This is a genomic window from Serratia sp. YWN4, assembly GCF_055790845.1.
The window spans coordinates 914,300-926,978 of record NZ_CM147696.1 but is presented as its reverse complement, the minus strand read 5'-3'; the positions used below and the strand labels follow the sequence as shown (position 1 = coordinate 926,978).

The 12,679-nt window shown below is 44.6% G+C and carries 13 protein-coding genes; 2 read left to right on the top strand and 11 right to left on the bottom strand.

What is annotated here, in order from left to right:
• The first annotated feature begins 7 nt into the window (after window positions 1–7).
• Window positions 8–1,504 carry a TRM11 family SAM-dependent methyltransferase gene (locus ACX9GT_RS04300; protein ID WP_473189978.1) on the top strand — a complete coding sequence of 499 codons (1,497 nt, stop codon included), beginning with the start codon at window positions 8–10 and terminating at the stop codon, window positions 1,502–1,504.
• A gap of 33 nt (window positions 1,505–1,537) precedes the next feature.
• On the opposite strand, the gene ACX9GT_RS04295 is transcribed toward ACX9GT_RS04300, so the two are convergent.
• Complete coding sequence (locus ACX9GT_RS04295; protein ID WP_473189977.1) at window positions 1,538–2,926, bottom strand: PLD-like domain protein; 1,389 nt, start codon at window positions 2,924–2,926, stop codon at window positions 1,538–1,540.
• 877 nt (window positions 2,927–3,803) lie between these two features.
• Window positions 3,804–4,286, bottom strand: a complete 483-nt coding sequence (locus ACX9GT_RS04290) for a DNA binding protein (protein WP_473189976.1) — start codon at window positions 4,284–4,286, stop codon at window positions 3,804–3,806.
• A 333-nt stretch (window positions 4,287–4,619) separates the two neighbouring features.
• Here ACX9GT_RS04290 and ACX9GT_RS04285 point away from each other — a divergent pair, with 333 nt between their 5' ends.
• A complete protein-coding gene (locus tag ACX9GT_RS04285) occupies window positions 4,620–4,946 on the top strand; it encodes an alpha/beta hydrolase family protein (protein ID WP_473189975.1) in 327 nt (108 codons plus the stop codon).
• A gap of 55 nt (window positions 4,947–5,001) precedes the next feature.
• On the opposite strand, the gene ACX9GT_RS04280 is transcribed toward ACX9GT_RS04285, so the two are convergent.
• The 9 genes from ACX9GT_RS04280 to ACX9GT_RS04240 all read right to left on the bottom strand — a co-directional run bounded on the left by ACX9GT_RS04280 (window position 5,002) and on the right by ACX9GT_RS04240 (window position 12,524).
• A protein-coding gene (locus ACX9GT_RS04280; RefSeq protein ID WP_473188083.1) for an IS5 family transposase occupies window positions 5,002–5,843 on the bottom strand; the annotation gives its coding sequence in 2 pieces (ribosomal slippage) (window positions 5,002–5,501 and window positions 5,501–5,843; 843 coding nt in all).
• A gap of 560 nt (window positions 5,844–6,403) precedes the next feature.
• A complete protein-coding gene (gene pdxJ, locus ACX9GT_RS04275; RefSeq protein WP_473189974.1) occupies window positions 6,404–7,135 on the bottom strand; it encodes a pyridoxine 5'-phosphate synthase in 732 nt (243 codons plus the stop codon).
• Window positions 7,136–7,483: 348 nt separating this feature from the next.
• Window positions 7,484–7,837 carry a helix-turn-helix domain-containing protein gene (locus tag ACX9GT_RS04270; protein WP_473189973.1) on the bottom strand — a complete coding sequence of 118 codons (354 nt, stop codon included), beginning with the start codon at window positions 7,835–7,837 and terminating at the stop codon, window positions 7,484–7,486.
• 144 nt (window positions 7,838–7,981) lie between these two features.
• Window positions 7,982–8,266: a SemiSWEET family sugar transporter gene (locus tag ACX9GT_RS04265; protein ID WP_473191503.1), complete on the bottom strand. Its 285-nt coding sequence runs from the start codon at window positions 8,264–8,266 to the stop codon at window positions 7,982–7,984.
• A 370-nt stretch (window positions 8,267–8,636) separates the two neighbouring features.
• Window positions 8,637–9,686, bottom strand: coding sequence for a galactitol-1-phosphate 5-dehydrogenase (locus tag ACX9GT_RS04260; RefSeq protein ID WP_473189972.1), 1,050 nt, complete (start codon window positions 9,684–9,686; stop codon window positions 8,637–8,639).
• Between the two features lie 76 nt (window positions 9,687–9,762).
• Entirely contained in the window at window positions 9,763–10,551 is a 789-nt protein-coding gene (surE, locus tag ACX9GT_RS04255; RefSeq protein WP_473189971.1) for a 5'/3'-nucleotidase SurE, read from the bottom strand.
• Between the two features lie 76 nt (window positions 10,552–10,627).
• Window positions 10,628–10,897, bottom strand: coding sequence for an HPr family phosphocarrier protein (locus ACX9GT_RS04250; protein ID WP_473189970.1), 270 nt, complete (start codon window positions 10,895–10,897; stop codon window positions 10,628–10,630).
• 38 nt (window positions 10,898–10,935) lie between these two features.
• The gene (locus ACX9GT_RS04245) at window positions 10,936–11,775 is read right to left on the bottom strand and encodes a class II aldolase (protein WP_473189969.1); all 840 of its coding nucleotides are present in this window, start codon (window positions 11,773–11,775) and stop codon (window positions 10,936–10,938) included.
• Between the two features lie 5 nt (window positions 11,776–11,780).
• On the bottom strand, window positions 11,781–12,524 hold the full coding sequence (locus ACX9GT_RS04240) for a GntR family transcriptional regulator (protein WP_473189968.1): 744 nt from the start codon (window positions 12,522–12,524) through the stop codon (window positions 11,781–11,783).
• Window positions 12,525–12,679 lie beyond the last annotated feature (155 nt).

Genomic DNA, 12,679 nt, shown 5'->3' with positions numbered 1-12,679 from the left:
TGAAGATATGCAACTAACCTGGCACAACTACAAATACTATCCTTACGAAAAAGACTTGGCACTTCGTGAGATTCAAAGCCTTCTGAACCCGGACTCAATCGAGAGCTACGACGGGGGAGTTAATGTAAGCAATCCTGCAACCGCTGAGATGGTTGAGCGATTGGTCTATTTCGCAGGTTATACGCCTGAACCTAACTCAACTTTAGTCAATACAACACAGCGTATTTTGGAGCAAGTGAATGGTAGCAATATAAACAGGCAAGCTACCCGATACTCCGCCCATGGGTTGCACGAGTACAAAGGCAAGTTTAATCCACAGGTCGCAAAAGCAATACTTAATATATTTACAGCGCAACCAGGTCAAACAGCACTAGACCCTTTCTGCGGTAGCGGGACTTCTCTCGTTGAATGTGCCCATTTAGGTATTGATGCTGTTGGAACAGATATCAATCCACTAGCTGTATTTATCGCTAATGCCAAATTACATTCTCTACAGATCCCGGCGGAAGACATCCTCAAAGAGGGTATGTCATGTCTTATCAACGCAGAAAAATATCCACAGATACCATTGGCCAATGACGAACGAAATGCTTATTTACAGTCATGGTTCCCAATAGATTATTTGCAGCATATTGAAAAATTGAGATGTATTATCGAACAATCAGGAAGCTCAAGTACTGATATTTTGCTGGTTATCGCATCAAACCTGTTGCGCGATTATTCATTACAGGAGCCCCATGACTTACGCATAAGACGCAGAAAATCTCCTTTCCCTGAAAAATCTTTTTCCCAAGCTTACAGAGAAGCGTTGCAAGCATTCTGCAGCAAATTATCAGATTTTCAGCAGACTTTTGGAATTATTAAAATAAAACAACGAGCTATCAATATCGATTGCAAAAAAGTGGTAGGGAACACCAGCCTTATCCCTGGTGCTTTCGATCTGGCTCTGACCAGTCCGCCGTATGCAACGGCTTTACCCTATATTGACACACAAAGGTTAAGCCTTGTATGGCTTGGATTATTAGCTCCCTCAGATGTAATGCTATTGGAGGCCGAACTTGTTGGAAGTCGTGAAATCCGAGGACCAGGAAAAAAATCACTTTTGGCAATCCTAGAAAGCAATGGAGATGCACTACCTGATAATGAGGCCAATTTTTGCCTACAGCTACAAAAAGCCCTTGCTGAAACTGACGGTTTCAGGAGACAAGTAGTTCCCCGTTTACTATATCGATACTTCTCGGCTATGTCGGATGCATTTACCTCTGTCAGACGGCTTGTAAAGCAGGGGGCACCTTTCGGTCTCATTGTCGGAGGAAACCACACTGTACTTGGCGGCTCCCGCTTTGACATTGATACACCGCAACATTTAGCGAACTTAGCAGTATCACGTGGGTGGCAGCATGTGGAAACTATACCGCTACAAACATACAAGCGTTACGGATTACATCAAAGTAATGCAACCACAACGGAGGCATTAATCATACTGAAAGCTGAAGCCAGTTAACTCAGGTATACCTCACGCATGAATGCCTATAGCTTACCATGCAGGTGAGTACCTTTGGGATAGCCAACAGGCACCATTCCCAACAAGTGCGTCCTGAGCGACAGCGGCACTAAATAAGGCCGCTGTCCGTTGTGATATCGCTGAATTTCTGTCAAGAAAGCTGAGTCGAAAACAAGGCTCAGCGAAGGTTGGCCATTCCAGAAGTGCCACATCGCCGTCTATTGGTACTGTCAATCCAGCAGCTAGGATCGCTGTACTCAATCCTTTTACTGCAGCAGGAACAAGCATGCGGATATCAGCATGCCCACTTTCGGTGAGGGTAAAACCATACCCCATGATGTTCGTATCAGCAGTCCCACCATCAATAACGATATCATCACTTAAATATCGTAATCTGAGATTAAACTGTGCACGTGGTCGACTGTGTTTACCATAGACTCCGAATTGTAAAGCCTGGACAGATGCAACAGGAATACTGATATTCGCGGTCCCCGTTCCTCCAGAGAAATGACGTCCGCTATCGCGATTCAACTGAACAATGAGTCCTGCTGCTTCTTGGGGTAACGGGATGCCAGTCAGAGCAGACCTTCCAACCGTTACGCTTGTTGCATTTAATGCGAAGTAGATATAAGGAGGAAACCCATCGATTGTAGAAAACGATAAACTCTGTGGGGGCGAATCAGTTGGCTGGGCCAAAGAATAACCGTTTGTTGGCATGTCAGGTGTAACTTCAACTTGCCTACTCAGGGCAGTGACAGCAGCTACCTTTGGCAGTACAACAACAGGCTGTAGCCGCTTTTTAATGCCGGTAACCTGTTTGTCACTTTTCAGCTGATTAGTGGTCTGTGGCGTTTGAGCTAACGCGAAAATGTCATTCTCAACTAAAAAGTCAAGAATTTCAACATTAGGAATAACCGTGAGTCCATCTCGTTCTTCTTCAAACCAGCAGTCGATAGCACTGGCAATCTCATCCAGAATCTTAGGGTCATCGCCTTCTTTGGTATCGAGAGCAATACCTGCCTCTACATGCAAAGCTAGACCTGATGCGGTCAAGTTCGCAGAACCAACAAATGCAACCTGTGATCCATCAGTGCGACGGATATGGTAGGTTTTCGGATGAAAATAACCATTTCTGAAGCTAACAACTCCCAATTGTGCCCCACTCCGTGGTGCACCCACAATTTCGATCAATTTCTCAACGTCTCCTCTCAGGGTACCAGAATCATTTGAACCAAGGAGGATATTTGTCGGCAAGTTATTTATTTTACAATGAGTAAGAACTGGTATGAGCAACCCCAGCCCATCTAGTGAAAAGAAACCTGTTTGAAGTCGAAGTTCCGCTACTTGTATCAGTGTTGCAGTTTCCAGCCAATAGGCAAGTGTATCCTCTTTTCGGCGACGGCCTGTGTCAAGATATCTCATATTTTTACCTTCCCTAATTTCAGTCTATAACGGCCATTATATCAGCGCCTAAGCAATTACTATAGTTATCGCTGCCCTGCACGATTTTGATATATCAGCTACTTAATACGATGCCAACCATTCGGCCATATGGGGTCGGTATGTTGGCAATAAAGTGAAGCTGAGGAGCACTATACTCTAGGGTGTGTCCCGTAACTGTTTTTATGCAGATCAGCATTGTTATAGCTGTGCAAAAAAACACTCTAAACCGATCAAAGATGTCCTAAAAACGCTCAACACTCAACCAAAAATCACATTTTGGAAATGATTCCTAAAGCACTTTTGGGTGTGTAGGGAGGTTACGGGACACACCCTACTCACTGAATTTTCAGACAGTTATTGCTATGGCTCACTACGATTTCCCTGATGCTGCATGGGCACTCAACCGTTTCCACCAGTGAGCAAAAAAGCATCATTAACTCTATATTCAATAAGTTACTTTCCATTCTTGATGAACACAAGTTGCTCGACTAATCTGCTATCTCTCTGGATGGTAGCAATATTAGTGCAATGCGTTATGCTGCCAGTGCCCAAAAAAAACATCCCGATATCACCCATGCTCATGTCCTGGGTAGCTCACGAGGCGGTTATATTAGATATGCCAGAACCATGTGCTTTGAATACCGCATTGGTAAAGATCATAAATGGGGTCACAGAGCGATAGTATCACCAAACGAATCCAATAAATTATTTTAATTTTTATTACACAACTTATCTCATTAATTGGGTTCATGGACAGGCACAGAGGTGACCTTGTTGAATTTCATCATAATCAAAAGACCATAAAACTCTATGCCTATCTCTTTCCAGGGAATACCTCAACCCTGAGCCCCTTTAATTAAATTAACCCAAGGAATATATTACTATTAATAAATCCAAACCGCTTTCCTTTATGGCCAATAGGGGTGACTGCATATTGAAATAGTTTGGCATGAGAAGCTTTCTCTTGTCCTATAATTCTAATTTCAAAGTTTCTATGACCAACTCTTGTAATGCATGCTAAATCTCCAGGGCGGGCAATCTTAGTATATCTAAACTTACCTGTCCCAAGCCTTACATCTCTATTATTTTCCTTCTCATAAGTAACCCTTTCCTCACGAACTTGTTGAAGGTCTATATAATTAAGATTTATGGTAGTGTAGTCAGCTACTTTCTCTTGCTCGTTACTTTTATCTAAAGGTGGAAAAAAATCAATGCAATCTACACCAAGCCAAATATATTGGCTACCTTTACCAGATTCCTCACCCTCGCTTGCCATAATTCGGTTAGTATCACTATCAACTAATGAAACTATGAGTGTATTAATGTATTGGTTTTCCATAATTCCCATCCGTTAAGTTTAGATTGGTCTTTTTCATATACATATTGGTTGATTTAGTGCACCTTAGCGTATGACATTAAAGTGATAATTTCAATATATGATTTATTTAGGTCATGTGCATTAACTATTTTTTTGTACTTTCTATCGGCGTGACAGCGAATCAGAAGCCATTATGGGCGATGGTTATTAGTTAGGTAATGCTCGGAAATGAGTCTATTTTCGCATTTTAAAAGAGATTCGCGTTGTAGGCTGCCTCCCGTGCCAAGCAACCATCAAATACCTTTGACATGTTAAACCGGTGTTGTCAGTGTAGCAGGGGTCAGTGGCCTGCTGTTGTTGGATAAAGGGCATCGAAGTACACATAGGGGTACGCCGATTACCCAGTTTATCGGGGCCGATCCGGCGGAGTCCTCTGATATCCTGAAGAAAATCTCCCCTATTGAGTTGCTACCTTTAGGCATAAAACAGGTTTTGATTCACGGAGATATGGATATCAATGTCCCGATTGGCGTCAGTTATCTGTATCGAGACAAAGCTGTCGTAGCAGGAGACGATGTGAAACTGGTCGTTGTACCACTGGCAGATCACTTTACGCTGCTGGATCCAACGCTGCTATTTTGGAAAGAAACCATCTCTGCCATTGATAATTTGGCTAAGTGATTCTCACTCTCCCATAACCAACGGCGGTTATTTAAACCAATCTAGGCTGTGTCCCTCAATTACATATTCGTCGTAAAAACAGCCGAATACAGCCCAGTTGAACCATCGACAGGTAGTTCCTCGCCGTCTTTTCATAACGTGTCGCTATGCGGCGGTTTTCTTTCAGCAAACCAAAGCTTCTTTCTACAACATTGCGCCTACGATAAATCTCTTTATCAAATCGGGTTCGTCCATCTGTACTGGCCTTCTCATTCGACTTATGCGGAATAACGACCTTGATACCACTCCGCTTTAAGTCACTACGTAATGCCTTGTTTGAATAGGCTTTATCAGCGAGAACGGCCTTGCCTCGACGCTTCATAAAACCATTTTTTCTTAGAACGCCGATGCCATCTAATAACCGTAGCGCAAACTGACTTTCATGAGCTTGACCCGCACTCAGCACGATATTTAAAGGGAGCCCGTTTCCGTCTGTTGCCAGATGGATTTTGGTGCCATAACCGCCTCGTGAGCGACCCAGGCCATGATCACTGGCGATATCGGGATGTTTTTTTGGGCACCGGCAGCACAACGCATTGCACGAATATTGCTACCATCCAGAGAGATAGCCGACCAGTCGAGCAGCTTATGCTCATCAAGAATGGACAGTAACTTATTGAATATAGAGTTAATGATGCCTTTTTTTGCCCACCGGTTGAAACGGTTGTAGACGGTTTTCCATGACCCATAGCGTTCGGGTAAATCACGCCAGGGAGCCCCAGAGCACAGCACCCAAAACATGCCATTGATGACTTTACGGTGTTCACTATAGGGATGCCCAGGGCGCTGAGAGCGTTCTGGAGGTAATAATGGCAGGATGAGTGCCCATGCAGCATCAGGAAGATCGTAGCGAGCCATAGCGATAACTGTTTGAAAATTAGGTGATCAGTATACCATTTTTAATTGAGGGACACAGCCTAGCACTCGATGTGGGTCCGCGATTCAGACCCACATCAAACAGTATTTAATACCCCGACAGGAGAAAACAGTATCGAACCTATTCCCTTTTTGATGCCAAACCACATGGGGGCCCTATTGGTGGCCCCTTTAATTATCGAACAAAATAATATCGTTAAATAACAAAGGTTTTATTGGTTTATTTCGATTCCGAGTCCGGGCACCATACATCGAAGCACACTGGTTAGAAGTGAGATCTCTAACGGGTGTCTAAACGAAGATGGTGTTCAAAGCAACGGTGACTGCATTGACAGATGCATCATCCAAGATTGAACATAAAAATCTTCAAGAAAGGGTATCAGGTCGCACTGATGCCCTTTTCTCGTTGGCGTAAATAATTACAATCATTACCGCATCTGTCAACCAACCCATATATTTCAAAAGATTTAGTTATATTCTTTCAACGATTGTTACTACCATCATACAAGTGACCGTTAGGGTTTTCGCCCAAATGAGTTGCGCTAAAGGCGCGACTCCTTCATAAGTCGTTTCATTTCCTGAACAGCTTCGGTCAGTCCACTGTAAACCGCGCGTCCTATAATGGCGTGTCCAATATTCAGCTCGTGCATTTCCGTTATCGCCGCAATCGGCTGCACATTATGATATGTCAAACCGTGTCCAGCATTGACCTTCAGGCCCAAACCGTCGGCAAAGCTGGCTGCAGCGCGAATGCGGGATAGCTCTGCCTCACGCGGCAGCCCTTCAAGTGCTTCTGCATAGCAACCGGTATGAATCTCAATGTATGGAGCACCACACTCAGCTGCCGCTTTAATTTGTAGAGTATCAGCGTCGATGAAAAGCGAAACCTGTATCCCCTCTGAAGATAATCGAGCCACGGCAGCACTGATTTTATCGTGCTGACCAGCTACATCCAGACCTCCCTCTGTTGTCACTTCCTGACGCTTTTCAGGTACAAGACAAACAAAATGCGGCTTTGTTTCACATGCAATTTTCAGCATTTCCTCGGTGACCGCCATCTCCAGATTCATACGCGTCTGAATTGTTTCACGCAAAATCCGCACGTCACGATCGGTTATGTGACGACGATCTTCACGCAAATGTAACGTAATCCCATCAGCTCCTGCCTGTTCAGATACAAATGCTGCCTGTACCGGATCGGGGTAATTGGTTCCTCGTGCGTTTCGCACTGTAGCAACGTGGTCAATATTTACGCCTAAAAGTAGTTCTGCCATTTCATTTCTCCACCAGTTAAGTTTCAGTCCCCGTTATTTTCCATAATGGGTGAAAGCCTGCTTTGCTCTTTGCAACATTGTCCACCGCCGTAAATGGGTTTTATTACTGCAATCCATTTGTAAAGCAGAGAAGTAATGCATAAGGAATAGGGACTGTCGGCATATTACAGTGAAAAGCTCGCAACAGACTTTTATTTTAAATGAATCTGATTTAACGCTCGATATTAATGGGTAAACATGATGGCTTAATAAAAGAAGTAGAAAGTCAGTGGGTTATGAATTTCTTGAGAATCCAACATCTCACAAAAAATTAATGGTATCACTTGCGAGCCGAATTGAAGTTCAAACTCAATTGATGCAAGCAAGAAGTAGTGCTCTGTAATTTCGCTTTCTAATGAGATTGGGTGAGCACCCAAAAATTCTTCGGAAAGCACGCGTAAAAGTTGCATTAGACTCGAAGCCGAATTTTAGAGCAATATCCAATATACGCTGTTCTGAAATTATGATTTCAATTAAAGCATGCCTGAGCTTCTGATACCGAATAAAAGAAGCAAGAGTTTTTCCAGAGTGCAATTTAAAAACACGCTGAATATGTCCTCTGGAATAACCCACTCTCACTGCAACATCTCTCACATCCATTTTCCCTTCAAGATTGTTAAAAATCCAGTTAATGGTCTCTTTCATCATGGCGTCATAAAGCATCTAGCAATCCTGAAAAGTGAGAAAATTATTAACACAAAATTGCTCAAACCTTTTTGAGACTTGCAGGTGAAGGGCAAACTCAGATCTGTTACATCAGAGGGGGTTACTGATGTAACTGGTGTCTGCATGATACGAGTTTTTCAGTCATCTCGTAGTATCGGCCGCGCTGGATTTTCTTTCTCTGATGTTTGAAACACTGCTTTTAATCGGGTGCATCTTATTAATACGTGGCTTAAGAATCACACCAGGCATAGGTACAAGCCGACGACGATTATCACTGGGCTTGGGCCGTTCATGCCAGATTTTCAATGTTATTACTGATAATGCTAATAAGGCCGTCACACTGTTTGCCAACATCAAAGGTATGTCATGCATACGGTAGCCGTACCACGCCCAGCAGGAGACTCCGAAAAACAATGCCGCCCACATCCCAAGAGATAGTCCGCTAGAATCTTTATTCCTGACGATATGAACAACCTGTAGGAAAAATGAACCTGTTGTCACCCATGCGGCAAGAGCTCCGAGCCAAATGGGCCATGATGAAAGTATGATAATTGACATCAGTGCCATTACTGCAGTTAAGCCCACGACATATCATACTTGCCAAAATAAGCCCCTCTTATAAAACCCATATAAAAAACCGCATGCTACATTGGATTCCAGGTTATTAATAAATGTTCAAGGCCGCATTAGGAATTGCCAAATAAAAAAGGAGAATAAAATTGCATCCTCCTTCACTCAGCATTTTGAGAAAGCGCTCAGCCAGTTACCCTGACCTCATCCATTTATTACACACAACTCAACCTTTGATATCAATCAACACTTTTATAAAGTGGAACTCTCTCTCATATAATTTTGGAAATATATCGAGTGCATCTTCAATGTTTATCCGATGTGTGATCAGAAGCGAAGGCTTAAGTAGACCTTTGTTCATATATTCCAGAGAGGTTTCCCATTCTCTTCCTGGGAATGGTGCTGACAAAGAATTCCACGAGCCGCGCACCGTTAATTCATTACGAATAATTTTTTCAAAATTGGTTCGATCAAATGCCACATCACCATATGGAATCCCCAGCAGCAACACGGTTCCCCCTTTTCTGGCGAGGCTCATTGAGCTCACAATACCAGCAGCATTGCCCGATGATTCAATGACCAGATCGACGCCATTGCCAAGCGTTTCCGCTCCGAACTGAACCGCAAAGTCAGCCTCGGTCACATCAAACACGGCATCAGCGCCCGCTGAGCGAGCCACATTAAGTTTCTGAACTTCCGTATCCAGTGCGTAAACCTTTCCCGCACCATAAATGCGCGCCCACTGAACGGCCAGTTGCCCTATTGTTCCGCATCCCACCACTGCTACGGAACAACCCGGCCTGATTGTAATTTGGTCCAGTCCATGCACAACTACCGCGGAAGGTTCGACAAAACTTGCATCATCAAAGCTCAGACTGTCCGGAATTGGCACGACATTAGCAGCGGGCACGCTGACGTATTCAGCAAAGGCCCCTTTACGATGCCCCCCAAGTACGCGCAGATCGCTACACTTCGAATACTGAGCTTTACCGCAGTGCTCGCAGTTGAAACAAGGGAAGCAGGGGCAGGCCACCACCCTGTCACCGGCTACAACGTTGGTGACAGCCTTGCCAACCTGCGCCACCACACCTGAGAATTCATGCCCCCATGTCAGGCCGGGATTGTAAGAACCAATTTTACCGAAGCGTGAGATGTCAGACCCACATATTCCCGCTGTTTTCACACGTATGATAACGTCATCATCACGTTCGATTTTCAGCATAGGCGCGTCTTCAAGCCTAACGTCCTGCTTACCATACAAGTTCAGTGCTTTCATGACTGTTTCCCGATGAAAAAGCGTCAGCTAATGGATGATGGTGAAATAGGCCCGCTTTTGAAGGCGGGCTAATTATTTAACCTTTACCAGACAAATTCAGCTGAGTAGACAGTTCAGACCATACCTGTTGGGATGTTCGCTCCCATGTTAGAGGTGTAACCGATATAAAGCCCTCAGCCACTGCCGACACTTCACTGTATTCCGGCAGATCGGTCACCCCATGCTCAACCCGCAGCCAGAAGTAATCTTCCCCGTGCGGATCAGCAGTCGGCGTGACGGTGATCCCCTTTACCTTACCGATACCCTGCCGGGATACTTTGACGCCATTAACTTGTCCATCCGGTATGTTCGGGAAATTAACATTGAGGCAGCACTCAGCTGGCAGACCCGCCTCGAACAACTTCTGCAGCACAGGCCGACACTGTTCCTCTGAGGTCGTCCAGTCGGGCTGATCTTCCGGCCTTTTATCCTGGCTGAGTGCAACAGAGGGGATGCCCAGCAGGGCGCCAGTAATGGCCGCACCCACAGTTCCCGACAGCACAGTTTCAAATCCAATGTTTGAGCCACTGTTAATGCCCGAAAGCAAAACATCCGGAGGAGAATGTTTCATCAGGTATCTGACCGCAATTGCCACGCAATCTGCTGGTGTTCCATGCACCGCAAATTTACGAGCGCCACGGGCTTCTACTCTTACCGGTTCGCGTAGGCTTACCGAATTCGATACGCCGCTTTTATCCGTTGCAGGAGCAACTACCCAGACTTCATCAGCAAAGTGCTCCGCTACTTTCTCAAGAATACGGATGCCCGGTGCATCCACACCATCATCGTTGGCCAGCAGTATTCTGCGAAATGGCTTTTGTGACATTGTGATTCCCCATTTTCCGGACGCAGGAGGTCCTGAAGCATTGCCTCAATTAATTAACTTAACTAGGTGTTAAAGTTTATTCTTTCTCGCCAAAACCACTGGCAAATAAACCTTTAATTTCACTCATGGCATCAAGTTCATCAGCGCCGTCAACAATAATTTCAATATCAGAATTACCCTTAACTCCAGCACCCAATACACTCATCATGCCTTTCAGAATAACTGTTTTATCGCCATTAACTAGTGTCACTGATGATTCATATTTCTTTAATGCTTTGACAAGCGTGGCCGCCGGGCGTGCGTGAAGGCCCGTGCTGTTAACAACACGAATATTTTCTTTAATCATTTTCGTTCCCGATTTTGCAGGTAAATTTATAACTAATATCAGGAAGCGCGATTCATCATTTGAATTTTGCTGAATACGTCAGCTTCTACAGCTGCTTTAGCGCTATTCATAACTCGTGCGAGATTCGCTTCATTATTATTTTCAGTCCAGGCTTTGCCCACTGAAGTAATAAAAGCTTTGCGCAGATCACTAGCGATATTCACTTTCACTACATTGTACTTAACAAAGCTGCGGATGATGGCTTCATCGATACCAGAGCCACCATGAATGACTAGCGGTACTGGGCAGATTGACGCAATTTCCTGCAGTAATGGAATATCAATACGCGGAATATCCTCCAGACCATGGACGTTACCTACCGATACCGCCAACATGCTGCATCCTGTTTCCTGAACAAAGCGCAGTACCTGCTTAGGATCTGTTTTGCAGTCAGCTTCGCTGACGTGGTCATCTTCTTTACCCAGGATTGCGCCCAGCTCTGCCTCAACCGGCACACCGAAAGACTTACAAAAATCAACCGCAGCTTTAGTGAAAGCGATATTTTCTTCAAACGGCAGCTCTGCTCCATCAATCATTACGGAGGTGAAACCTGCGCGAACCGCCTGCTTGACGTCATCCAATTCTTTACCGTGATCTAAATGGAGGCTTACAGGAACATCCATGGTTGCCGCACGTTTTTTTACGATTTCATAGATGTAATCATAACCGGATAATTTAGCATTCGTTGGTGCGATCTGAATAAAGTTCGGCAGACCTGAACGCTCAATAGCATCAAGGATAGAAATTGTGGTTTCCAGGTTAGTGGTGTTGAACGCGCCAGCCAGAACGCGTTTTTCCTGAATGCTGCTCAGCAGAATATTACCGTTTACTAATGGCATGATATTTACCTCTCTCTTCGTTGAAGAACTGTACCCAAATAATATTTGTCGGATTTCAGCCATACATTGCCGAATTCCAGCGGAACGTTGTTCTCGAAATATACAATTTGCTCTAAATGTAATACCGGAGCATCTTCGTGAACTTCTAAATAATGGCCGCGCTCAGCGCCAATAATTTTAGCGGCATATCGGCTTTCCGATGATGCAATTTTCTTTCCTGAAAGTCGTTCTACCGTTGGAAACAGGTTATTGCTGTTAAAATCGATGTCTTCGATTCCGGGGCAATGGGCCAGGTTGATGCGGTTTTCAATCAGCATGACTTTTTCTCCCTCCACGCTACGCACGCGTTTCAGGTATAAAATAGGTGCACCGACCTCAATGCCCAGCTTGGATGCCACCAGTTTAGAAGCTACGTCACGGCGAGACTCAATGACTTCTGTTTCAAAATGCAGGTGCTGACTTTCCAGTGATTCCGCGAAGGATAGAAGCCCTTCACCTAAGGAGTACGAGATATTCTCGCTTTTAACAAACGTTCCCTTGCCCTGAACTTGAACCAAAAGCCCTTCATTAACCAGCATGGTGACGGCTTTTTTGACCGTGCCGCGGCTGACGCCCAACATATCCATTATCTGGTTTTCTGACGGTACGCGGTCACCGGTAGTCAGATCTCCCTTGTAAATGTTTTCACGGATCCACTCTGAGACCTGAAGGTAAAGTGGTACTTCAGAGTCTTTCAAAACGGTATTCATGCGATGTTCCCTCAGTTAAAAAGATCGTCTATGTACGACTATGCACAAGTATCGCCCGAACATAACCTTATTTCCCGGTATTAACAAACGATCTGCTTCACAAAATCTGCGCCATTCTGTCCATGGAACATGGCGACAGATCAGGGAATATCGTA